This is a genomic window from Paenibacillus sp. CFBP13512, assembly GCF_005233705.1.
Taxonomy (GTDB): Bacteria; Bacillota; Bacilli; order Paenibacillales; family Paenibacillaceae; genus Saccharibacillus; species Saccharibacillus nuruki.
Window position 1 is genome coordinate 301,494 of sequence record NZ_QGAD01000002.1, and the last position, 23,660, is coordinate 325,153.

Below are 23,660 nucleotides of genomic sequence, written 5' to 3' on the forward strand. Positions count from 1 at the left end.
CCTATTCTAACTAATCTGGTGGTGATCTCGTGACCCGTAAGTACAAAGACGAACTGCTCAAGTTCACCTTTATCGTTCCTGCTTTACTGTTCTTCTGCCTTGTAGTTGTGTTCCCTTTCTTTCGTGGAGTCAATATTGCTTTTACTAACTGGAACGGGATTGATATGTCTTACGATTATGTAGGTTTGCACAATCTCAAATTATTATTTACCGATACAGAGCTATTGAATCCGATTAAAAACACACTGTTTTTTGCGATCTTTACGACCGTATTTATCAATGTGATCGGACTTGGTCTGGCAGTTGCGCTAAATACTAAGTTCCCGGGCGTTAATTTGCTCAAAAGCTTTATATTTATGCCGATGGTGATCAGCCTGGTGCTAGCTGCTATTATCTGGCGTTATATTTACAGCGATATTTTCCCAACGATTTTCCATACCGATGGAGGATTATTGGGAAATCCGACTACCGTTATGCTAGGCATTTCGATTATTAGTGTCTGGAAAGAAGTCGGTCTGGCAATGGTCATCTATTACGCAGGACTACAGACCATTCCCAAAGATATGTACGAATCAGCGCATATTGATGGAGCTGGCAGTTGGATTCAATTTTCCAAAATTACAGTTCCTTTGTTAATGCCTGCTTTCACGTATTGTATTCCGCTCTGGATCGGTACAGGATTACGACAATTTGATTATCCGATGGTCGCTACGAAAGGCGGCCCGGGTACATCATCCGAGACACTGGCTATGTATGTGTATAATTATGAGTTTCCTTATTTCAAAGCCGGTTACGGGCAGATGGCAGCTCTTATGTTATTCTTCTTTATTTTGATCGTAACTGTGTTTGTCACTAACTATTTTCGGAGAAGAGAGGTGGAATATTGAATACTTCGGTTCCGATTGTACGAGTCAAAGAAACGTCAAAACGCCGTTTTCCCAAGTTAATCCGAATTATTATGTTGTATATTATCGCGATTTTGTTTTTATTTCCGTTTTATATCGCTATCGTGTATTCGATTAAGACACCCATCGAAACGGCTCAAAGTCCACTAGCTTTTCCAACACATATTGCATGGTCCAATTACAGCGATGCCATAGCCGCTTCTAACTTCTTTCTTGCTTTACGCAACAGTGTGCTGACGACTATTGGCACCGTATTATTAACGATCACCGTCTGTTCGATGGCGGCTTATATGATCGCACGTAACAACAATCGCTTTTATAACTTTTTCTACTATCTGTTTATGTCTAGTATTATGTTGCCTTTTCAAGTATTAATGTTTCCTCTGTACAAAACGTGGACAGAACTGCATTTATTGAACACGATTCCCGGTCTAATTATTGCATTAACCGGTGTACAGATAGGCTATTTCGCTTTCTTGTATGTAGGTTTTATTAAGACAGTTCCACGCGAATTAGAAGAATCAGCCATGTTAGATGGCGCATCCAGATATCGGACATTTTTCAGTATTATTTTCCCGCTACTGAAGCCGATTAATTCAACGATTCTGGTATTAAGCGCGCTTGGAGCTTGGAATGATTTTGTCGTCTCGATGATTATTGTGCAGAAAAAAGAAGCTTCCACTTTACCATTAGTTCAGTTCCAATTTTTCGGAGAATACACATCAGAGATTAATATGGCATTTGCAGCCATTATTTTATCTATGATCCCGATTATGGTGTTCTATCTTTTCGCACAGAAATACATTATCGGTGGCGTCACCGCTGGTGCAGTCAAAGGATAATCAGTGCATATCAGTCCCAACACACTATAGATTATATAAAGGAGTCTTGAGATGGATACTCAATCTTCACCTACTTCTTCATCCACAACCACTTACCGCAATCCGATTATTGAACAACGTGCTGATCCGTGGGTGTATCGACATACCGATGATTATTATTATTTTACCGGCTCTGTGCCTTCTTTTGATTATATAGAGCTTCGGCGGGCTACCCATATTCAAGGTCTTGCAGATGCAGAACCTGTTATCGTATGGCGTAAGCCGGATACAGGGCCGATGAGCCATTTAATCTGGGCTCCTGAAATTCATTATATTCATCAGAAATGGTATATCTATTTTGCCGCAGCCGCTACAGACGAGATTGTCGATGGGCTTTTCCAGCATCGTATGTTTGTACTGGAAAATGATCATCCTAATCCGCTGGAAGGTACTTGGGTAGAAAAAGGACAAATCATTACGCCTTGGGATACATTTGCTCTAGATGCGACTACATTTATACATCAAGAGCAGCAATATCTATTATGGGCGCAAAAAGAACCTGAAATCGATGGTAACTCTAATCTCTATCTATCTGTAATGGATAATCCTTGGACGTTAAAAGGTACGCCGACCAGACTCAGTATTCCCGAACTATCATGGGAATGTATCGGATTCAAAGTCAATGAAGGCCCTGCTTTTTTACGCAAACAAGATCAATTATTTATCAGTTATTCTGCCAGCGCTACTGATCATCATTATTGTATGGGACTACTTACTGCTGATATTCATAGCGATATTCTAAATGCAGCATCATGGATCAAAAGTGATCAACCCGTTTTTGGTACAGCCGAAGCCCATTCTCAGTATGGCCCCGGACATAATTGCTTCACAGTATCAGAAGATGGACAACAGGATGTCATGATCTATCATGCTCGTAATTACAAAGAAATTTCAGGTAATCCATTATACGATCCGAACCGTCATATGCGTGCTCAGATCATTCATTGGAATGCAGACCATACCCCGAATTTTGGTGTACCTGTAGCCGATCACATCTCTACAGATCAAACAGCATCTGTAGATCACGCTAAAGAAAGCTAAATAAATATCATTCTTGTATTCTAAGTAAAACCAGTCTCCTCTATATTACTGAGAGTATGCAGTGATATAGAGGTTTTTGGTGATTTATTGGCACGCCTTGAATCTTCGATAGTAGTATCTCTGATCTAAAATGCTCCGAATACATAACGATACAAAAGAAACAAAGCAATTCCCCAGATCATCAATGCTGAACATTTATTCAACAAAGGCAACCACTTCCCTGATTGATCCAATCGACCTACCCAATGCCCACTAACTGCTAAACCTACAAACCATACCCATGACACGATAATACATGTGATTGTAAAAATAAATTTATCGCTTCCTTCATAAGGTAGCGAGCTAATACCAATCACACCAATGGTATCTAACAACGCATGTGGATTGAGTAAAGACACTGATAAAGCAAAAACAATCTGTTTGCGGATGGATAAGGCATTACGATTCCCTTGTTCAGCCTGAATACTACTCCTCCATGTGATATACCCCATATATAGAAGAAACACGATTCCACCGATCATTAATACATGCTTAATCCACGGCAGACCAAGCACTAATAAGGAGACTCCACCTACAGCCAGACTGATCAGCAATGTGTCACATATCCCTGCTGTAATCACCGCTGGCAAAGCACTCCAGAATCGACGTTGCACCATTCCTTGTTGAAAAATAAAAATATTTTGTACACCTAAAGGCAAAATAAGCCCTAATGCTAATAACAAAGCATGCATGATAATCCCAACCATATTTAATCTCCTTTCGCTTGCCAATTGAAGTTTACCAATGAGTAAGAAATATTTTATTATATTAACCCTGTTATTATCTCACTTACTTATTTACTGTGCCTACCATCAATGATACTATTAGCAGTAACTTCAATTTTTAATGATATCTATGGAAAAAAGCAAACCATTCGAAAGAATGGGACGCAAAGTGTGGAGTCTAACGAGTATAGATCACTATACTTCTATGATTGTCCTACCGCCCCGAACATATATCGGGGCTTTTTCTGCGTTTTATTATATACAACTAGAGATACGGAGTGATGATAATGAAAAAGTGGTCTTATGTATTCATTTTGCTAGGGATTATAATACTTGCTTATCCACAAGTGAATGAATGGTATTCGGATTGGCAACAAAGTCGCTTATTAGATGAAGCTGAAAATGAAGCTATGGCACAATCGACTGCTCAACCTACTAATTTACAAAGTGGATATGCCAAAGTCAATCATCTGCTCAATGAAGAAAGCGAATCATCAACTACCGCTCCAGCACCGGTACAAGGAGAGATCCTCGGTATTATTACTATTGATAAGATTGATGTAAAATTACCGATAGTAGAAGGAGCAACTCGTGAGAATATGCGTAGTGCAGCTGTACACATTTCCGAAACCGATCAATTAGGTGAAAAAGGAAACTTCGCCATTGCAGCTCATCGTGCTCACAAATATGGACGATTATTTAACCGTTTAAATGAAATAAAAGTAGGCGATATTATAAAAATTGAGTCTAGGGGTACACTTTTCGAATATAAAACCGATAATATAAGTATAGTGGAACCTACTGACGTATCAGTATTAGAAAGTAATCCGAATCGTGAAGAAATCACGCTGGTCACTTGTGATCCTCTAGTCAATCCGACTCATAGACTTATTATCCATGCCGAGCGCATATCGACAAATATTTCTAGTTGATTTTTCTTGATTTAATGATATTATAGTAAATGTGAACCACAAGTAACTTTTAAGGTTTAGGATTTTTTAACACTAACCATAAAAGCTTCAGCACGATAATGGCAAACCTGTCGAAAGACTGGGACGCAAAGCTAAAGGGCCTTACCTCTTAGAGGTTGGCAGCCAGCCACCGAATGAAGAAGCTTTTTCTTATACTCTCAATATCCTTTTTATGTAATATATGCAAATTTAAACTAAAATTCAAACGATAACGGCAAACCTGTCGAAAGACTGGGACGCAAAGCTAAAGGGCCTTGTATACATGGCAGCCAGCTACCGAAAGGAATAATTCTCATGAAAAAACTTTTGCTAACTTGCTTGACAGCATTCACTCTTATCTCTTTCGCTCCGACGCATACTTATGCATCTACAACAACTACTACTGACTCTTGGTTAGACACTTCAACAGTAAGCGAAGGCTTTATCGCCGTTCACTATAATGCACCTTCTCACACTCGTACTAAATTAATGATCAGCAAAAACGATGTGAACTACACTTACGATCTTAATGCTTCTCAATCCGATTCTTCTTTCCCTTTACAACTAGGTAATGGAACATACAATGTAACGATCCTTGAGAACACATCAGGTAACAGCTACAAAAAAATCCAAGGTGATTCTCTTGAAATGAACCTTGACGACTCAAATGCTGTCTATCTTGCTTCCACTCAAAATGTAGATTGGAAAAATGCTCCTGCTTTAATCAGCAAAGCACAACAATTGACTAAAAACGCTACAACAGACGAGCAAAAAGCTCAAGCCATCTACAACTACATTACAACTAACGTAAAATATGATTATAAATTTGCTAGTGCATTACCTGCTGTATATGTACCTGATGCAGCAAATACATTAGTATCTAACACAGGCATCTGCTATGATTATGCTTCTCTAAATGCAGCAATGCTTCGTAGCGTAGGTGTTCCTACTAAATTGGTTATGGGTAATTCGACTAACGTTAAAGAATACCATGCTTGGAACGAAGTTTTCTTGAATGGTCAATGGGTAACAGTAGATACAACCATCGATGCAACACTTAAACAAAACGGTAAAACAACTACTTTGACTAAACCTGCTTCTCAATACAAAGCAGTTAAAACGTACTAATCCTACAAATACAATATTCATCCTAAATGAATATTCATACAGTATAAAAAAGAGGAACTGATCTCAACAATGATCAGTCCCTCTTTTTTTCTTGTGTTATTTACAGGTTTATTTGCATTTATTTAACGATTATTGATGGATGAAAATTTATCTATTATGAGCTTTGAGGCGGTTCTTTTTTACTGAGTTCTCCACCCATCGCTTTAAGAAACTGTAATCCCACTGATAATGACGATCGAACATCAGGATCACGCATCATTCCGAGTAATCCTAGCACCCCTGGTGGATGATCATCTGAATGACTGTTCTTTTTACCCACTTTAGAAGGTTTATCAGTCTCATAGATTTTTTGCGAAGGATCAGCTTGTAGGTCTCCAAGGTGATCTAATCCAGCCCCTAAAGCTTTGATCAGCTTCTCTAGTTCTTTTGGATCAAGCTTTCCTAATACTTGAACCAGTGTAAATGCATTTTTGATCAGTGGTGGTAAATTCATACCTTCAATCATATCGATACCTATAGCTCCAATAGGGACTCTATTTTTGAGTGCAGCATCTGCGATATCCAATACACCGGCTCGATCGAGTTCTTTGACAATCTCTAGCATTTTCAAGATTGATTCTGTATTTTCAGTTAATGCTTTGATCAGTAGACCTAGTGATTGGGCTTGAATTTCGGCTTCTGTTGGAATATGACGTTCGATCTGCTTAATAGGTCTCGCCATGGGACTCACGCTCCTTCTGGATCGTTGTAGCAATCGGTTCGTAGTCTGATCGATTCCACTTATCTTCTACGCGTACACTAATCTGTGGGCGCCGTGTAGCGAAGCGTGGATTCACCTGTGGTAAAGGCGACACCTGATGTTCCACTTGATCTGTCAGCACTTCCATCATCACATTAATTTCTTTATAACTTGGTGTATGGGTGACTTTATCTGTATAGCTACTGGTTAAACGGTTGATCGCTTCCTCTTCATTCGAAGTGTTCATAGGCAAATACAATTCTTTCCCTTTGACACGATCTGTAACCAGTACTGACAATTTCACTTTACCAAATGGAGAAATTAAGCGAACTTTACTGCCATCTTGTATGCCTCTTTCGGCAGCTAGTTCTGGTGACACTTCAAGCCAAGTTCCGGATACTTTATGGCGAATTCCTTCTGATTTGTACGTCATATTGCCTTCATGGAAATGTTCTAATAGTCGTCCATTATTTAAATGAAGATCATACATCGCTTCCGGCTCATACGGCTGTGTCCACTCTACCGGATACAATTTTGCTTTGCCATTAGGAAAATGAAAAGACTCTTCATACAATAAATGTGTGCTTGTTCCATTAGGATGTACAGGCCACAATTGACTATTCCAACCTTCCAATAGATCATAATGAACACCTGCAAATAAAGGTGCTAGACTGGCGGCTTCTGCCATAATTTCACTTGGATGAGTATAGTTCCAATTCGCACCCAGAGCATTCGCTACATCTTGAATAATACGCCAGTCTGGCTTGGAATCACCCAAAGGTGCGAGCACTTCATAGAATCGCTGAATACGGCGTTCTGTATTGGTAAATGTCCCGTCTTTTTCAAGACTTGGAGAAGCAGGCAAGATCACATCTGCATATTGAGCTGTATTGGAGAAGAAAATATCTTGCACTACGAAAAAGTCTAATTTACCTAACATATCCGCTACAAAGTTGGAATTAGAATCGACCAATGCCATATCTTCGCCAAACAGATACATCGCTTTCAGTTTACCTTCTTCAATTGCATCAACCATCTGATGATTATCGTATCCGGGTTCTGATGGAAGTTCTACTCCCCACGCTTGCTCATAACGATGACGAACATCATCATCCGATACTTTTTCATACCCGGGGAAGAAATTCGGCATTGTTCCAAAATCACAAGCTCCCTGTACATTATTATGACCACGCAAAGGATAAGCGCCTGTACCCGCCCGACCAAAATTCCCTGTCGTCAACAATAGATTACATAGAGCGGTTGACGTATCGGTTCCGCCGCGATGTTGAGTCACACCCATCGCCCACAACACACATACTGATTTGGCTTGATGAATCATTTCAGCGGTTGCAATCAATTCAGCTTGAGAGATGCCAGATACTTGTTCTGCGTACTCTAACGTATATTGATCTAGCGATTGACGGAACTCTTCATATCCATCTACACGTGCTGTTAAGAATCCATGGTCTTCCCAACCTTGATCAATAATATATTTGGTCACTGCCGATACCCAGACCAGATCAGAACCCGGACTTGGATGCAAATGAATATCCGCACGTTCAGCCATTTCATTTTTACGTAGATCAGATACGATTAATTTCTGCCCGTGAAGTTTATGTGCTCGTTTCACTCGTGTGGCTAATACAGGATGCGATTCCGCAGGATTAGCACCGACAATCATCACTAGATCGGCTTGCTGAATATCTTCGATTGTGCCGCTATCTCCACCCATACCGACAGTACGCATCAATCCCGAAGTCGCTGGAGACTGACAATAACGTGAACAGTTATCTACATTGTTCGTTCCCATAATCGAACGAACGAATTTTTGGAAAATGTAATTTTCCTCATTAGAACACTTCGATGAAGCGATATAACCGATCGAATCTGCACCATATTCTTCACGAATACTGCCTAATTTGCCAGCGATTAGGTTCAATGCTTCTTCCCAGCTTGATTCTACAAATCGATCCCCTTTACGAATCAAAGGCTTGGTTAGACGTTCTTCGCTATTGACGAAATCCCAACCCCATTTACCTTTGATACATGTCGAAATACCGTTCACTGGTGCATCGATAGACGGTTCGATTTTGAGAATATCACGTCCTTTGGTCCACACTTCAAAGCTACACCCAACTCCACAATACGTACAGACTGTTTTGGTGCGTTGAATTCGAGAGTGACGCATAGAAGCTTCGATCTCAGACACTTTGAAAATCTCTCGATAGCCTGGTTCGATTTCTTTGGTTAATTCAATCATTGGCTCCATCACTTGATTATCGATGCCTGTTAGGAATCCCGCTTCACCGACCATAGTGGTTTCCATCAACGCATTACAAGGACATACAGTGACACAATGACCACAAGATACGCAAGACGATTGATCGACAGGAACATCATCATCCCAGATCACACGGGGCTGATCACGACTCCAATCGATGGTTAACGTTTCATTGACCTGAAGATCCTGACAAGCTTCTACACAACGTCCACATAAGATACATTGATCAGGATCATATCTATAAAAAGGATTGGTATTATCGATTTGGTAAGGTTTCGGTTGGAAAGGATAATCCTGATGTTCAATTCCTAATTTTTCAGTAGTATTATGAACAACACAATTGCCGTTATTGTTATCACAGACCGTACAATATAATTCATGATTTTTAAGAATACGAGACATCGATTCTTGCTGAGCTGCTTTGACCAGTGAAGATTCAGTAGAAATCTGCATACCTGAACTGACTACAGTACTACAACCACGAACCAACTCTCCATTCACTTCGACCATACATGTATCACATGTTTCGATAGCACCTAGTTGTTCGTTATAACAAATTTGCGGAATGTAAAATTCATCTTGTCCTTTGGCGGCTTGTACAATAGTTATGCCCGGCTCTGTAACGACCGATTGTCCGTTAACTTCAATCACGATATGTTCTGTATGGTCTGTCTTCATCATGTTGTTCACCTCTACCTCAAAATTAATAACTCATTCTCTTATCCTTCTGATTCCACTGACTGCTTACTTTTACTTATTGTTGCTTGATTGATATATCACAAAATCATGTATTATAAAATTGATGAATCATATTTACCCAATCCGTTTTTAAAGTAAGCATCTTTTTCCTTTATATGGTTATCTATTATTTATTTTTAGACATAATTAATATTTATGTAATGACATATAGATATAAACGTTAAATGTATCCATTTGAGCTGACTTTACATTATGGTTTAATGAGAGTAACGTTAGGATGTAGCTTGTAATGATATGCTTGTAAACAAGTAAGGAGACTCAATGTATGAATACTTCGATTCATTCTCATTCGTCTTCTCGACGAATATTGATTATGACAGCCGTTGAAGCTGAACGTGAAGCGATTCTTCGAGGATTGCCAGCGCTTAGTGAAGATCGCTTTAGTGTACAATTAGCTGGTGTAGGTCCTGCTTCTGCAGCAGCACGAACAACAGCGATTCTAGCAAAAGAATCGTTTGATATGGTGATCAGTGCAGGTATTGGCGGTGGATTCGCAGGATATGCTGATATTGGATCTATTGTTCTTGCGAGCCAGATGATCGCAGCAGACTTGGGTTCAGAGACACCGGAGCATGGATTTATTTCTGTAGATGAATTGGGATTCGGCTCTTCAATGATCCAAGCCGATACCGTCTATAATGGAAGTCTTGCTTCAGCTATTCAACAGATTGGACTTGCTGTGCATATTGGCCCTGTTGTTACGGTATCTACAACTACAGGCTCAGCTGAATCAACAGCTATGCTTGCAGGACGTATTCCTGGTGCTTCAGCAGAAGGTATGGAAGGATACGGTGTTGCTTTGGCTGCTCATTATTTCCACTTACCTGTACTCGAAATTCGGGCGATCTCTAATCGGGTCGGGCCACGTGATCGAAGCAGTTGGCGTATTCCTGATGCTTTGCAAGCTTTAACCAAAGCAAGCTCCATATTACCGGAGGTGCTATAAAATGAAAATTGCTTTTTCCCCATGTCCTAATGACACATTTGTTTTTCATGCTTGGGTACACGGTCTTGTGCCAAATGCTCCTGAGCTTGAAGTGACTTATGCTGATATTGATATTACAAATAACTGGGCAGCTACAGGCGAAGGCCCGGAAGTCTTAAAAGTATCTTATGCCGCTTTACCGTGGTTGTTGGAAGAGTATGCATTAATCCCTTGTGGTGGCGCGCTTGGTCGTGGTTGTGGTCCATTGGTGCTTACAGCTGATCCTACCGATACCGATCCTGCTAGTCTATCTGGTAAAAGAGTAGCTGTTCCAAGTGAACGGTCTACGGCTTATATGCTTTTCCGTCTATGGGCAGCTCAAAATGTTCCCGGTGGTGTAGGCGAAATTGTGGTGATGCCATTTGATGAGATTATGCCTGCGGTAAGAGACGGCAAGATTGATGCTGGTCTGGTTATTCATGAAGCACGCTTTACGTATCCTAATTACGGGCTTACTCTTATGGAAGATATGGGTAGCTGGTGGGAAGAAGATACGGGATTGCCGATTCCTTTGGGGGCTATTATTGCTAAGCGTTCATTAGATGCTAATCAGATTGCCGATTGGGTACGTTCTTCTGTCGAATATGCGTGGGAACATCCTGAAGCTTCACGTCAATATGTACTGGAGCATGCTCAAGAAATGGACCCGAGTGTTGCTGATTCTCATATTAATCTATATGTAAATGAATTTACCCGTAATCTAGGTGAAGATGGTTATGGAGCGATCGAAGCTTTATTAGGACGTGCTGCCAAAGAAGGGCTTGTACCTGAATTCGATCTTTCATTGTTACGTAAATAAAGTACAACATTAGTCTTCAACATAGGGATATTAAAAAAGCACAAACTCACTAAGATTTCATAGTGAATTTGTGCTTTTTGGTATGGATATATCAGTCTTTTTGATTTTTTTATAGATATTGCAGATATTTGTGAGCAAAATGTTTGCCAATTCGATTGCTTATCTGGTACACTGGCATTATCACTATAAGATTTGTAGTGATAACACAAATAGCCCCTTTTCACAGAAGGAGCTGCTTATTTCTAATTCCTAATTATATACAATAGGAGGTGAATCACCATGGTACAAAACGTACTTTGCGAAGTAAATTCTTGCACACATTGGGCTCAAGAAAACAAATGTACTGCTGAATCTATTTTCATTATCAACCACGCTCATCAAAAAGCGACTGAATCTCAAGAAACAGATTGTCAAACGTTTGATAAAAAAGATGCTGTAAACTAATTTAAAATGTTTTACAACTGAGAAGGGACTTTGCCGAGTTCCTTCTTTCTTTTTATATTCTACCAACAATGATTATTATTATCAAGTAGATTTCAAAAAAAATTATATAAAAGCTCATTTTACCTGTCATTACACTGATCGCATTTCTCATTCTCAATACAATCAGTATAATGTTATGGTATAGGTACTAATCCATCATTTATTTATTATATTTTGAATCTGGCTACAGATGTTAGTAATTCATCAATCCCTTGTTTGGATAGATTCATACTTTCGATTACTTCATGCGTCTGCTCTACGATCGTCTCCGTTTTCTCTGCAATCGTCGAAGTTCCTTCTGCACTTTCATTCGAAGCTACTGCAATTTCATGAATTGATTTCACTTGATTCTCAATCGAAGATAACAATTCTTCAGATGTGCTGCTTAGATCTGTAGCAATATCATCGATTCCTTTCGCACTCTCTGCATATTGATCTGCTGAAGATAACATCATATCGTAATCTTGCTTGATTTCATTAACAAATAGTTGTAAAAGATCATTTGAATTCGTGGATAGGTTACTCACCGATTCGATCACTGTGCGCGTAATTTGATCAATCTGATCTGCCGCTTGTTTGGAATCTGCTGCAAGCTTACTGATTTCGCTAGCTACGACAGCAAATCCTTTACCTGCTTCTCCTGCTCTTGCTGCTTCAATACTTGCATTTAAAGACAATAAATTGGTCTGGGCTGCAATCGTAATAATGGTAGATACTAGACCATTGATTTTGGATACAGATTGCGATTCAACTAATGCTTTCTGTAGACGTTCTTTGACATGAGTATAGATTTTCAGGCTCTTATGATAGGAAATTCGGAATTCTTGACTTAATTCTTGTGCACGACGAGTCAGTTCATCGGCTGATGTAGCACTATCTTGCGCTTTTGTAGCCACAGATTGTACTGCATGTTCTAGTTCACGAGAAGTTACATTCATTTGCTCTGTAGAAGAAGCCGTCTCTTCTGTACTTGCAGACAATTGTTCGGTTGTTGCAGAAATATCTTGAACACTATCTTCTAAATGAGACATATGATGATGAACCGTCTGAATATGATTTTGCAAATTAGAACTTTGGGCGATAACTTGTTCAAACACTTCTCTAAACTGCTTACGTGCTCCACCCATCGCTGCTATAATCAGCGCAAATTCATCTTTTTCTGTTAAATATTTTTCATAACCTTTGCTATATTTCAGATCAAGCGCTGCGGTTTTGTTAATAATTTCTAATGTGACTTTAGTACGGCGACTCACATTACGAGCGAATAGTATACAGATCAGTAAAGAAACCAGTAAAATGACAATCGTTGCGATAATCAACGTTTGGGCTAATTGATCTTGTAACTGTTGACTTTCTAGTAAGACGGCTTGATTATAATCGTCTAGAATCTCTTCGGCCTGATTGATATCATCGCGTGCGGCATCAAATCGAGCTGTGCTATCTGCAAGATTGGCTACTGTATTGGTATTGATATCAAATCCTTGTTGCCATGCAGCGAAATTAGTATCAAAATCAGCAATCAATTCAAAGACTGTTTTATTCGAATCAGCGTGTTGATATTGAGCAAATTCGGCTTGATGTGCAGTGAAAATAGCTTCGGCTTTGTGCACACGATCATAGGCTTGTTGTGCATTTTCAGTGTAATCAGCTTTGGCTGCTTCTAAAATGGCAGGATCATTCGAACTGGTCAATGTCATTTGAGCGACTAACGCTTGATAATAATCACGATCTGCATTTAATAACCAATAATTTGTCATATACGATTGATCATAAATTTTAGTCGTTAATGTTTGAGCAATAGACTTGGTATGGCTCAATGAGAAGATAGCGATTCCGATCAAAGCGATCATTACGAGTGCCATAGGCAAAAACATTTTCAGACGTAGATTCCAGTTGTTAATATTAAAGATGGTTTTCATAAAATGGTCTCCCTGCTACATTGTATTATTCGAATAAAGGGAATATAGAAAGGCTACTATTACCTATTATTTACATAATATTTATATCGGATTTGAACACTCTTTGTAATAGTATAAAAATCGACTTTGTGTATCATTTCTACAATCTGATATGGTACAAAAAAAGACTGCTGACGCATAAACGTCAACAGCCTTTGGAAATGGGTATTATGAATCTATGATTAGACTTTCTACAAATGATATCAATCTTATTTATTGTACATAATAAATATCAGGTACTGGAGGTTGCTTCATATCTGCACCCAGATGAAATCCTGGATGTGGTGGCTGATTGTAGCCAGCATTTTGCCAAGCGACAGATAGACGATAGACAGGATCATGCATCAGTGTACGTAAGCGGTAATCGGTCATATCTGTTGTGGTATAAATACGCAATTCATTATTATCGCTTGAACGTAATACTACTTCTTCCCGCCAGTCTCCATATAGATCTGCTTGTAGATTAGGTGTAGCTTTGGTTCCATTATTCGAACTACTTCCTGTAGCCGTTAACAAGTTAGTCGTCGTATTGTTCATATAATCCCATTTATCAATACGATTATCATCTAACAACTCGCGCAATAGATCACCATCCCACCAGATTCCAAAGTTCGTAGACGAAGGGATGTTTTTGCTAATGACTTCACCTGTAATACTGTATAATCCCGTAATTGGAACATGTTGAGCATTTGTAATCGTCGCTGCCCATACTTCTTCTCCGGGGAAACGTGGATCGATATCCGCAGACATTCCACGTCCTGTATCTAGCCCTGTGTATACGCCCCACAAGACTTGCCCTGTATTCGCATCATGCACTTCCATACCATACGGAGAATCTTTGTGTTCATGTACGCCGAATACTTCTAGTCCTGCTCGGTTCGGATTCAGATCGCCTAGATGTTGAGCATCTCCATGTCCCAGTCCTGTGGTATAACGTGGGGTGCCATTATCATCAATAGAAATAGAACCGAAATTAATCTCATCTTTGCCGTCTCCATCGACATCTGCTACGTTGAGAGCATGATTACCTTGCGCAGTGTAGGTCGTCTGATTACCTACATTGGTATCGTACGTCCAACGCTTAGTGATTTTGCCATCACGGAAATCATAAGCGACAAGTACAGTACGTGTATAATATCCTCTGGTCATAACAAAGCTAGGACGTTGTCCGTCTAAATAAGCGACTCCTGCTAAAAAGCGATCAACTCGATTCCCGTAATTATCGCCCCATGAAGCAACTGTTCCGCGGGGTGGATCATAATTAACAGTGTCTAAGGCAGCTCCTGTTGTTCCTTTAAATACCGTCAAAAATTCAGGCCCTGTCAGCACATATCCAGCACTATTGCGATAGTCTGCTTTGGCATCTCCGATCACTTTACCTTGACCATCAATCGTACCATCTGCTGTACGCAAAGCCACTTCAGACTTCCCATCTCCATCTAGATCATAGACGACAAATGGAGAATAATGAGCACCTGCACGGATATTAGGTCCCATATTAATGCGCCATAAGCGAGTGCCATTTAGTTTGTATGCATCCAGATACACAATCCCTGTATATCCAGATTGAGAATTATCTTTGGCATTGGAAGGCGACCATAACAGCACAATTTCATACTCTCCATCCCCATCCAGATCACCTACACTCGCATCATTTGCACTATAGGTGTAAGCTACTCCGTCTTTGGTTACACCATCAGCAGGCTTTTGCAAAGGAACCGATTTGTATTGCTGTTGCCATACGGATACAGGTGTCGATACCGATGTTTCTTTACCATTCTGCACAGTAAATAAGGTATAAACAGAAGTCACTGTTCCTTTAGCATCTAATACATTGGTAGCTCCTGTTATCGGCTGACTGTTCACCAGTACACCGTCGCGATATAGATTAAATGCGATATTATTGGCATCCAATCCAAGCATTCTCCAACCTACATAAATACCATTTTTGCTTTTGACGGCTACCAGTCCACGATTTAATTTTTCCATTGCACGTTGACCGGAAGCAACAGCTGTATTTTCAGTGACTGTTAGATTTTGCACGTGTTCAGACAAAGGAATCTGTACATCTGCTATCCCTTGGGCTACCAGTCTTGCGATCTGGATCGCTCCATATTCCTGAAAATGAGTATTGTCTACAACTCCATCAGGAAAATTGGGATATACACCTGCTGGTACATGCAAAAATACTTTTTTAGATTCTTCTGCACCAATCGAATTGTAATAAGCTACACTACGAGTACTGAGATCGATAAGCTTGGTGTTAGTCTGAGTGGCGACTTCTTTCATCGCTGTCACATAATTGGGGAAACTGATATTGAATTGTCCTGTAGTGGTATTGAAATCACGTCTACCGACCGGAGTCACTAGAATAGGAGTGGCTCCATGTGCACGAGCCCCATCGATATACTGCTTGAGGTATACTTTATAATCCGGTACAGGTGTGTATCGTTCGGGTTTCGTATCGGCATCATTATGACCAAATTGAATCATCAGATAATCACCGGGTTGAATCTGATTTAAGATCGTATCCAATCGGCCTTGTTCGATAAAAGAACGTGAACTGCGTCCACCAATCGCTTGATTGCTGATCTTCACCTTTTCATCCAAGTAACGGTCTATCATTTGCCCCCATCCTGCTTGTGGTTGTTTGGATGTTGCATAGGTCTGTACAGTTGAATCTCCTGCCAGATATACCGTGGGTTTCGAGACCACCACAGACTCCTGTTCATACGTGTTATTGATGACACTTTGTACTTGTTCTACTTGCTCTGTCGTACTTGGAAAAGAAGTATGATTCTGCTCTGCTTGATCCTCTGCTGCTATTGATCTGTTCAAAGGTAATAACGTACACACCATAACCATAATAAGCACAAGCGATACCCATCGACGATACTCAAGCGAACGATTCAAACGTACCCCTTCTTTCTCCTTCAAATTTATAAAGCGCTTACATTATTATCGTACATGGAATATTTAGGTGTGAATATTCAATATACAGTGGTGTTTGTGTAATATTCCGACCTCCTCTAGAGTTGATTTCGATATGTTTATGTAAGGTAATACAAAAAGGACAGAGTCTAATAACTCTATCCTTTGAATGAATATATTTTATGTCTATATGGTACTCTTCTGCTTAGACTCGCTTGCGACGGAATCCTAATACAATACCTATCGCTAGCACCAACATGCCTACACTAATCGCTGTGTATTTAGCTTGAGTCGCTGTATCGATTGTCGGCGTCATCGGTTCTCCGAAACCTCCACCTCCCGGGCCTCCACCCATACCCCCAGCTCCATCTGGAGGAGCCATCATTCCACCATTACCTCTACCTTGATCTGTTGGAGCACCTTCAGGACGTTGACCACGATCTCCGCCACCTCCACCCATGCCACCGCCCATTCCACCATTTCCAGAACCATCGCCTGACGAAGCAATTGTTCCATCGAGTTGGCCTTGTATATTGGTAACATTGGTCTGATTCCAAGCGATCAATGAGGTTACACCTGCTTGATATTCTTCATACGTGTAGAAAGCAGTAGGATCACTTTGAACATCCACTGCGATCATATCATTGAGTGCATTGACTTTAGCTGTGAAAAGATCATTGGCTAAAAATTGAGTAAGCACCTTTTGGATCATGGCATGATATTTTTCCTTATATTCATCAACTGCTAATAATTTGGCAACTAACGGACGCTCTGCTAAAGCTCCAGATGTAGGCTCATCGATCATCAAAGAAGTAGAACTAGCAGTGTCTGTTACATTTGCAGTTGCATTTGCTTTTGCTTTTTTTGGAGTTGTATTATTTCCAGTTGCGTTATTAGTATTACCAGTTGCATTGTTGGTATTACCATTGGTTTGATCTGTTGCTGTTTGTGGATCTTTCGCATGGGCTGTATTGGACGGGGTCTGGTTGGTTGTTGTCTCTGTTGTGTTGGTATCTGTATTCTCACCGCCACGCCCGCCGAAGCCACCCATGCCCCTTCCCATACCACCCATTCCGCCAAATGCCATGTTGTAATCCCATGGAATCATTGAAAATATACCATCATGTTCATACAGATAATAATTCTGCTTATTCCCACCAATGTAGCTGTCTGTATTGTTAGTGACCACATTTAACGTTAGATATTCTAGAATACTATCAACATCAAGATAATCGGTGTATGGTGTGGTGCTATCATGATTGAGCTTATCCAGCATATTGATTAATGCATCTTTGTCCTGAGTTTCTGACTTCACTTCAAGACCTGTATACGAGTCTGCATCATTATCAATCCATTGTAGATCACTACCACTACCGGTCATCAGCCCTTTATACAATGTACCTGTTGTATCTTCATAATGACTCTCTATAAATGAATCATCCACTTGCTCTACAGCAAGATACAAACCTTTGTATTCACCATTAACATAGATACGGACAAATGAATGCTTAGGTGTAGGCAACCCTAGCATTTCAGACATTTCATAGGTCAAAAATTCACGCATATACGAAGCATCGCTGTAGTTATTATTGAGATTAATTTTGTCCAAGCCATATAGATTCTGTCCAGAAATGTATTCGTCAAAGCTTAACTTGAAGCTATACCGATCCGAGTCATCCATCTGTACTACACTACGCAAAGACAGATTACCTTTGGTACGAATCCCGATATTTGTAATGGTTTTGCCATTATAGTCTACACTGGCTGAATGATATTTTTCATCAGACGCATGGTCTAACATATCTTGAAAATCTGAATCAGAAATCGTTATTTTGACATCCACTACTTTATCTTCTACAAATACATTTGCATCCTGTGCACTTTGCTCTGTCACTGTTCCTGCATGAACTTCTTGCGTTGATACCCACGGTATAGCAACAAGACATAGTATACCTGCGAAGATTGCTTTTAACATCCACTTCACTTCATCACCACCAATTTTGAAATAAAAAACCTTTGCATATATCGGTATATTGACTTGTGCAAAGGCTCTCTATGCGCTTTAATTTCGATAAACTTCAGCCATATATATTAGTTTCTATTATGAAACGTAATCACCGTTATAGCTGATGAGAACTGCATTTTTCACACCTGCGATTTTAGAGATTTCATTTACAAATGTAGGTTCATTGTTTTTGAGACGTACTTCAAGTGTTAATTCGATATTGTCTGCTGTGATTGTTTTTTGTCTGACTGTATGACGTTTGACCAACGCATTAAGCTTGCTGTTCACCTGTTTCTCAGCATCATCCCCTTGAGCATTAACCACCAATAGATATGGCGTTTCAAAAGAAGATCCTTTGATAAATAAAAACATGACCAGACCTACAATTACAGAACCTGTAATCGCTAATGTATAAAAACCTGCACCAGTTACAATCCCTGCTGCTGCTGCCCAGAATAAGAAAATCAAATCAGTCGGGTCTTTGATCGGTGTTCTAAAACGAACAATACTGAGTGCACCCACCATCCCTAGAGACAAGATCAAGTTCGAGTTAATCGCAATAATGACCATAGAAGTTACCAGAGTCATGCCGATCAGTGAAATATTGAAGCTTTTGGAATACAAGACACCACTGAATACACGTTTGTACAGGAAATAGATAAACAATCCAACGAGAAAAGCGATTCCCATACTCAGCAAAATATGTGTAATACTAATATCCGATGTGAAGCTTTCTAGTACTGAATTTTTGACGATATCTGAAAAGTTCGTTGTTGCGTCTGTCGTGGTTGCATTTGCCGCCGCTGCGACTGCTGTTGTGGTTGCCATGTGTTATTGATCCTCCCAGGAATTTTCTTTACCGAGTTTACGGCAGATGACGTATTTTGAATTGGATTGACGAACGAGCCCTTCGAGTTGTAGCGCAGTCTTAATATAATCTGGCAAATACTCATCATATTTCACTTCAAGCACAAAAAATTTATGATCAATCGCATCGACCATCGCTAGATGCGGATCAAATATATCGTGGTTGTTCAGACCTGTTTTCATATATTTATCAAATGTAATCCGTACATTACCTAGCTTAGATGTGTAGGCTTCACGAACATAATCTACAATCACCTTCGGACGTAGTAAAACATTGTTAGCCGCATGATAAATCTCATACAATAAAGGTTGATGAGGTAAGTTCAACACTTCATAATTGCCTTTTAAGATTTCAGCATACATTTCACGAGTAATCGGTTCTTTGACTTTGGCAATAACATCATTCATTTTTATTTTCTTTTCAAAATGAATGATGCTGTCTTCGCCATTGTAAATACGAATCCGGTATTTCACTCGATCTCGTACACCGCCTAATTTCTCATGTAGAGCGGTATTATTGATATCATCGAAATACAGACTGCGAATCAGATACTCTCCTGCTTCATTGGCGTTGGCATCCTGTGTCATCAATGGACGTAGCCGTTGCCGAATCGTAAAATATTGATGATAATTCACATAATGCTTCAGCTCATGCCGGTATTTCAAATCCAGATTTGGATAATACATCGTTTTATCCCCTTTCTACTTAATCTGCTATCTATCGGGTTCATGTTTCACACTCCGTTAACATCCCGTTTACATTTTTGATTATATCTATGCAGTTTGAACTTTATATGAACAGATAAAAAAAGCATCAACATGATCGGAGACAACATTTCTGTTGAATCTGATCACATCGATGCTTTGGATAACTCTATTATTCAGGTAACACTTTATATATTTCTGGAGTAATCTCTGAGCTAGATAATACACGATAAGCAATAGACTTATCTTTGAATTTTAACTTTAGGATATAATTTGTATTTTGAAAACTGGTCTCTTGTTGACTATGATCTAATAACTCTTGAATTACTTCTACTTTCTTAATAGTTGCTAATTGGGAATTATGAATTTGCTGGCTGAATCTATCAGTTAATGTTTGATAACGAATATTTCTATCCATACTTTCTTTAGCTAATACTATTGATTCGATATCTTTGGACTGTGTGATTACCGTATCCCAATAACCATTCGCTTTGAGCCATGTCGCGATAGGTTCATAAGAAGGATCCCAGTGGTAATTACGTTCTTCTGTATTTAATCCTGATGAATCAAGTGAGAAATAGATACTAAATAAAACACTATTCCCTACAATAGACCGATTTAATGGATTCTGAATAGCTAAATGTTCTTGTAAAATCAATTTTTTTAATTCTTTTATTTTAGCTGGATCTGTGATTACTTTTGATCTCTTATTTACATCATTATTTGTAATACGAATCTTACCTTGGTATTTTTCAAGGTCATCTAACTTATAATAGACTGTTTTATACTCTTCTGTATTGGTAATTTGTTGTAGATCAGATGCATACATCTGATAAGGTACCGTATATGATCTATACATTATTGTGCCATTATTTAATCGATAAGCGATTTGAATAGGTTGGTTTACTATATCTGTATTTCTATAATCAAATTCAGGCTGATCTTCCACGACTTTAGCCTGTAATGCAAGGATCGATTGAATATAGTCATGATTAGTAGAGAATTTATCTTCTTTCAGCTCATATTTACCACTTCTATAATCATGAGCAAAAATCTGCCCCTGTGCATTATCGCCTATATAGACACTTTGAACCTCAGACAACTCAGGAACTCTTTTTTCATAACCCATCAGATTCGTGATCGGAAGATAAATAATTAAACCCACGATAATACTATAACCTAACATTCGTACTATCATTTTTTTTTCAAAAATATACCATGTTTTACGAATCAACATCTCAGATATAATGAAGCCAATAATAACACCTATAATATAAATACTTATCGTTAATATGGTATTACCAAAGGACGTTACTAGTCTCCAATACGTTCCTAATGTCATCGCTGCACAGAGCATAACACCTATACGGAAGATCGGATTAAAGTAACGGAAAACGATAGCCTGGCTTGCTGCTTCAGAAGGACGTAATTTATAAAAAATATAACTTAAAATAATAAATACAAACGCTAGAAGAGCATATATCCAAACCTCACGCTGAGACAAAGCTTCTCCTGATATTGCTCCAATCCGAACAAGTGGAGAAGAATAATCGTAATTCGATACCAAAGAACTCTCTTGCATATACCCGTATAGATAAGCCATAAAATGCTGTTCAAAGAACATAATAATGACTACAGGTAAAAAGAGTAAAATACCAGTAATGATCACCTGCAAAATCGATTGTCCAATACATATACCTACAAAGAAGGTGAAAGCAAATATAAAAAGACTAATAACAAATACAGTAATTCCCCATTGCCATATTTGTGCTCCTGTGTAGACCATATACATTAAATTATTTTTCAACATTGCTAAGACGATCATCGTAATGCCTACAGGAATTAGATTTAAAATAATTCCGACTAATACATGGGCAGTTAACAATTGTTCACGGCGAAATGGAAGACTATGAAATAAATCAGATGCTTTTTTAGTCTGCATATAGCGTGTTAAAAATACTGCTATAAATGCTGGAAAAATCATCATACAGAAGGGTTGAATAGTCTCTCCAAAATCAAATAAATCATTCATTTTCCATACATCATCTAATGTACGAAAATTTCCTTCATCTCTCTTATCTTGCGCAATTAATATAAACGGTACAGCTATTAATAAGCCGATTAAATAAAATACACCAAGCCAGGCACTCTGCCTGAATGCTTGTTTCCATAACCCTCGGTTAAAGAAGAATCGGTTGAACATCATAACCGGCGTCCCCCATTTCATAAATAAAGATTTCTTCGAGCGTCATGGGTAAAATATCAAATACATAGGGTGTATAGACGCTAAATACTTCTTTGATTCGCTCAATCTCACCTTTGATAATATAAATACCTACACTGCCTCGTTCTTCCTTATACACTACGTCCAGTAGACTAGAAATAGCATGTTCATGGCGCTCATCACGGAAAGCGACTTGTATTTTATGTGTATCGGCTTTGAGATCGTCCAGTTCTTTTTCAACTAACAATTTGCCTTTGTGCATAATACCTACATAATCACATAAATCTTCGATTTCACGTAAATTATGCGAAGAAATAATGACCGTCATTTCACGTTCAGCAGTTTCTTGAAAAAGAAGATTTTTCACTTGTCGTCTCATCACTGGATCTAATCCATCAATCGGCTCATCCAAAATCAATACATCCGGTTTGCAGCTCAATGCTAACCACATCGAAGCCTGTCGTTGCATCCCTTTGGAGAGGCGATGTAACTTACGTTTCATATCAATACTTGCGAATGCTGGAGCTAACTGTTGAAATCGTTCTTCACTCCAATGCGGATAGATCGCACGATAAAAGGAAGCCATTTGCTTGATAGACGTTTGTGGAAAAAAGTACGGTTGATCGGCTAAAAAGATCATCCGATTTTTCACTGCTGGTTGCTCATAGACTCCTTGCCCTTCTAAAGTAATCTCTCCCTGATCCGCACGGTAAATGCCTGCTATCGTTTTGAGCAATGTTGTTTTGCCTGCTCCGTTAGAGCCTAGTAATCCGAAAATAGAACCTTTATGTACGTGTAATGATAGATTGTCGACTGCTTTCTCACCATCAAAGTATTTGGTAAGTCCTTTGACTTCAATCATGATGATGCCCCCTTTCTTGTTCTTGTATCGCTTGTTCATACAACTTCTGCAAATCTTCTTTTGTAAATCCTAGATAGATCGCTTCAGCAAACAATTTGAGCAAGCGTTCACGCATATCTACCTGTTGTGCTTGAGTCGGTTGCTGTTGTTCAGGCGAGACAAAGCTTCCTTTACCCGGCTGAGAATAAATATAGCCTTCTCGTTCTAATTCTCGATATGCTTTCTGAATCGTATTCGGATTGACGGTTAATTGAGTAGAAAGTGAACGCACCGAAGGCAACTGTTCTTCCGGCTTCAATATGCCATACATAATCATTTCTTTAATTTTGTCCATCAACTGCTCATAGATTGGCTTGCGACTACGTACATCTAATTCGAACATAAAGAGCCTCC

The 23,660-nt window shown here is 39.2% G+C and carries 19 protein-coding genes and 3 riboswitches; of the genes, 8 read left to right on the forward strand and 11 right to left on the reverse strand.

Annotated features, from left to right (window positions below):
* The first annotated feature begins 29 nt into the window (after positions 1-29).
* From PaeCFBP13512_RS03645 to PaeCFBP13512_RS03655, 3 genes are read left to right on the forward strand one after another with little or no spacing between them, the layout of a single operon-like run.
* Positions 30-887: a carbohydrate ABC transporter permease gene (locus tag PaeCFBP13512_RS03645; RefSeq protein ID WP_069326719.1), complete on the forward strand. Its 858-nt coding sequence runs from the start codon at positions 30-32 to the stop codon at positions 885-887.
* A complete protein-coding gene (locus tag PaeCFBP13512_RS03650) occupies positions 884-1,747 on the forward strand; it encodes a carbohydrate ABC transporter permease (RefSeq protein WP_083243387.1) in 864 nt (287 codons plus the stop codon). Before PaeCFBP13512_RS03645 ends, PaeCFBP13512_RS03650 begins: the two co-directional genes overlap by 4 nt.
* A gap of 51 nt (positions 1,748-1,798) precedes the next feature.
* Positions 1,799-2,827, forward strand: coding sequence for a glycoside hydrolase family 43 protein (locus tag PaeCFBP13512_RS03655; RefSeq protein ID WP_137221211.1), 1,029 nt, complete (start codon positions 1,799-1,801; stop codon positions 2,825-2,827).
* A gap of 125 nt (positions 2,828-2,952) precedes the next feature.
* On the opposite strand, the gene PaeCFBP13512_RS03660 is transcribed toward PaeCFBP13512_RS03655, so the two are convergent.
* Positions 2,953-3,573 (reverse strand): LysE/ArgO family amino acid transporter, encoded by a 621-nt coding sequence (locus PaeCFBP13512_RS03660; protein WP_137221213.1) that lies wholly within the window; start codon positions 3,571-3,573, stop codon positions 2,953-2,955.
* A 147-nt stretch (positions 3,574-3,720) separates the two neighbouring features.
* Positions 3,721-3,816, forward strand: a riboswitch (cyclic di-GMP riboswitch).
* A gap of 62 nt (positions 3,817-3,878) precedes the next feature.
* Here PaeCFBP13512_RS03660 and PaeCFBP13512_RS03665 point away from each other — a divergent pair.
* Positions 3,879-4,523: a sortase gene (locus PaeCFBP13512_RS03665; protein WP_137221215.1), complete on the forward strand. Its 645-nt coding sequence runs from the start codon at positions 3,879-3,881 to the stop codon at positions 4,521-4,523.
* 90 nt (positions 4,524-4,613) lie between these two features.
* A riboswitch (cyclic di-GMP riboswitch) is annotated at positions 4,614-4,697 on the forward strand.
* A 68-nt stretch (positions 4,698-4,765) separates the two neighbouring features.
* Positions 4,766-4,843: riboswitch (cyclic di-GMP riboswitch) on the forward strand.
* Between the two features lie 13 nt (positions 4,844-4,856).
* Positions 4,857-5,669, forward strand: coding sequence for a transglutaminase-like domain-containing protein (locus tag PaeCFBP13512_RS03670; protein WP_069326723.1), 813 nt, complete (start codon positions 4,857-4,859; stop codon positions 5,667-5,669).
* 154 nt (positions 5,670-5,823) lie between these two features.
* On the opposite strand, the gene PaeCFBP13512_RS03675 is transcribed toward PaeCFBP13512_RS03670, so the two are convergent.
* Positions 5,824-6,390, reverse strand: a complete 567-nt coding sequence (locus PaeCFBP13512_RS03675; RefSeq protein ID WP_137221217.1) for a DUF1641 domain-containing protein — start codon at positions 6,388-6,390, stop codon at positions 5,824-5,826.
* Entirely contained in the window at positions 6,374-9,367 is a 2,994-nt protein-coding gene (fdhF, locus tag PaeCFBP13512_RS03680) for a formate dehydrogenase subunit alpha (RefSeq protein WP_137221219.1), read from the reverse strand. Before fdhF ends, PaeCFBP13512_RS03675 begins: the two co-directional genes overlap by 17 nt.
* Before the next feature lie 346 nt (positions 9,368-9,713).
* Here fdhF and PaeCFBP13512_RS03685 point away from each other — a divergent pair, with 346 nt between their 5' ends.
* The 3 genes from PaeCFBP13512_RS03685 to PaeCFBP13512_RS03695 all read left to right on the forward strand — a co-directional run bounded on the left by PaeCFBP13512_RS03685 (position 9,714) and on the right by PaeCFBP13512_RS03695 (position 11,676).
* Positions 9,714-10,394, forward strand: a complete 681-nt coding sequence (locus tag PaeCFBP13512_RS03685) for a futalosine hydrolase (protein ID WP_069326726.1) — start codon at positions 9,714-9,716, stop codon at positions 10,392-10,394.
* Between the two features lies 1 nt (position 10,395).
* The gene (locus PaeCFBP13512_RS03690; RefSeq protein ID WP_069326727.1) at positions 10,396-11,232 is read left to right on the forward strand and encodes a 1,4-dihydroxy-6-naphthoate synthase; all 837 of its coding nucleotides are present in this window, start codon (positions 10,396-10,398) and stop codon (positions 11,230-11,232) included.
* A 279-nt stretch (positions 11,233-11,511) separates the two neighbouring features.
* The gene (locus PaeCFBP13512_RS03695; protein ID WP_083243389.1) at positions 11,512-11,676 is read left to right on the forward strand and encodes a DUF1540 domain-containing protein; all 165 of its coding nucleotides are present in this window, start codon (positions 11,512-11,514) and stop codon (positions 11,674-11,676) included.
* Positions 11,677-11,882: 206 nt separating this feature from the next.
* Here PaeCFBP13512_RS03695 and PaeCFBP13512_RS03700 read toward each other — a convergent pair whose 3' ends face one another.
* The 8 genes from PaeCFBP13512_RS03700 to PaeCFBP13512_RS03735 form a co-directional block, all read right to left on the reverse strand.
* Complete coding sequence (locus PaeCFBP13512_RS03700; protein WP_137221221.1) at positions 11,883-13,634, reverse strand: methyl-accepting chemotaxis protein; 1,752 nt, start codon at positions 13,632-13,634, stop codon at positions 11,883-11,885.
* Positions 13,635-13,886: 252 nt separating this feature from the next.
* Positions 13,887-16,586 (reverse strand): rhamnogalacturonan lyase family protein, encoded by a 2,700-nt coding sequence (locus PaeCFBP13512_RS03705; protein ID WP_275094480.1) that lies wholly within the window; start codon positions 16,584-16,586, stop codon positions 13,887-13,889.
* Between the two features lie 223 nt (positions 16,587-16,809).
* Positions 16,810-18,579 (reverse strand): CotH kinase family protein, encoded by a 1,770-nt coding sequence (locus PaeCFBP13512_RS23415; protein WP_241669279.1) that lies wholly within the window; start codon positions 18,577-18,579, stop codon positions 16,810-16,812.
* 126 nt (positions 18,580-18,705) lie between these two features.
* Positions 18,706-19,437 (reverse strand): DUF4956 domain-containing protein, encoded by a 732-nt coding sequence (locus PaeCFBP13512_RS03715; RefSeq protein ID WP_137221223.1) that lies wholly within the window; start codon positions 19,435-19,437, stop codon positions 18,706-18,708.
* A gap of 3 nt (positions 19,438-19,440) precedes the next feature.
* Positions 19,441-20,163 carry a polyphosphate polymerase domain-containing protein gene (locus PaeCFBP13512_RS03720; RefSeq protein ID WP_137221225.1) on the reverse strand — a complete coding sequence of 241 codons (723 nt, stop codon included), beginning with the start codon at positions 20,161-20,163 and terminating at the stop codon, positions 19,441-19,443.
* 190 nt (positions 20,164-20,353) lie between these two features.
* Positions 20,354-22,387, reverse strand: coding sequence for a hypothetical protein (locus tag PaeCFBP13512_RS03725; RefSeq protein ID WP_161594199.1), 2,034 nt, complete (start codon positions 22,385-22,387; stop codon positions 20,354-20,356).
* Complete coding sequence (locus tag PaeCFBP13512_RS03730) at positions 22,362-23,267, reverse strand: ABC transporter ATP-binding protein (protein ID WP_137221229.1); 906 nt, start codon at positions 23,265-23,267, stop codon at positions 22,362-22,364. The genes PaeCFBP13512_RS03725 and PaeCFBP13512_RS03730 overlap by 26 nt, the downstream gene beginning before the upstream one ends.
* Positions 23,260-23,649: a GntR family transcriptional regulator gene (locus PaeCFBP13512_RS03735; protein WP_069326734.1), complete on the reverse strand. Its 390-nt coding sequence runs from the start codon at positions 23,647-23,649 to the stop codon at positions 23,260-23,262. Before PaeCFBP13512_RS03735 ends, PaeCFBP13512_RS03730 begins: the two co-directional genes overlap by 8 nt.
* Positions 23,650-23,660 lie beyond the last annotated feature (11 nt).

What these genes read in the sequence shown, in the direction of transcription:
- PaeCFBP13512_RS03665 (WP_137221215.1), top strand. Translation starts at nt 3,879, where the DNA reads ATGAAAAAGTGGTCTTATGTATTCATTTTGCTAGGGATTATAATACTT.
- PaeCFBP13512_RS03675 (WP_137221217.1), bottom strand. Translation starts at nt 6,390, where the DNA reads ATGGCGAGACCTATTAAGCAGATCGAACGTCATATTCCAACAGAAGCC.
- PaeCFBP13512_RS03685 (WP_069326726.1), top strand. Translation starts at nt 9,714, where the DNA reads ATGAATACTTCGATTCATTCTCATTCGTCTTCTCGACGAATATTGATT.
- PaeCFBP13512_RS03725 (WP_161594199.1), bottom strand. Translation starts at nt 22,387, where the DNA reads ATGATGTTCAACCGATTCTTCTTTAACCGAGGGTTATGGAAACAAGCA.
- PaeCFBP13512_RS03695 (WP_083243389.1), top strand. Translation starts at nt 11,512, where the DNA reads ATGGTACAAAACGTACTTTGCGAAGTAAATTCTTGCACACATTGGGCT.
- PaeCFBP13512_RS03655 (WP_137221211.1), top strand. Translation starts at nt 1,799, where the DNA reads ATGGATACTCAATCTTCACCTACTTCTTCATCCACAACCACTTACCGC.
- PaeCFBP13512_RS03720 (WP_137221225.1), bottom strand. Translation starts at nt 20,163, where the DNA reads ATGTATTATCCAAATCTGGATTTGAAATACCGGCATGAGCTGAAGCAT.
- PaeCFBP13512_RS03715 (WP_137221223.1), bottom strand. Translation starts at nt 19,437, where the DNA reads ATGGCAACCACAACAGCAGTCGCAGCGGCGGCAAATGCAACCACGACA.
- PaeCFBP13512_RS03730 (WP_137221229.1), bottom strand. Translation starts at nt 23,267, where the DNA reads ATGATTGAAGTCAAAGGACTTACCAAATACTTTGATGGTGAGAAAGCA.
- PaeCFBP13512_RS03735 (WP_069326734.1), bottom strand. Translation starts at nt 23,649, where the DNA reads ATGTTCGAATTAGATGTACGTAGTCGCAAGCCAATCTATGAGCAGTTG.
- PaeCFBP13512_RS23415 (WP_241669279.1), bottom strand. Translation starts at nt 18,579, where the DNA reads ATGTTAAAAGCAATCTTCGCAGGTATACTATGTCTTGTTGCTATACCG.
- PaeCFBP13512_RS03700 (WP_137221221.1), bottom strand. Translation starts at nt 13,634, where the DNA reads ATGAAAACCATCTTTAATATTAACAACTGGAATCTACGTCTGAAAATG.
- PaeCFBP13512_RS03670 (WP_069326723.1), top strand. Translation starts at nt 4,857, where the DNA reads ATGAAAAAACTTTTGCTAACTTGCTTGACAGCATTCACTCTTATCTCT.
- PaeCFBP13512_RS03660 (WP_137221213.1), bottom strand. Translation starts at nt 3,573, where the DNA reads ATGGTTGGGATTATCATGCATGCTTTGTTATTAGCATTAGGGCTTATT.
- fdhF (WP_137221219.1), bottom strand. Translation starts at nt 9,367, where the DNA reads ATGAAGACAGACCATACAGAACATATCGTGATTGAAGTTAACGGACAA.
- PaeCFBP13512_RS03690 (WP_069326727.1), top strand. Translation starts at nt 10,396, where the DNA reads ATGAAAATTGCTTTTTCCCCATGTCCTAATGACACATTTGTTTTTCAT.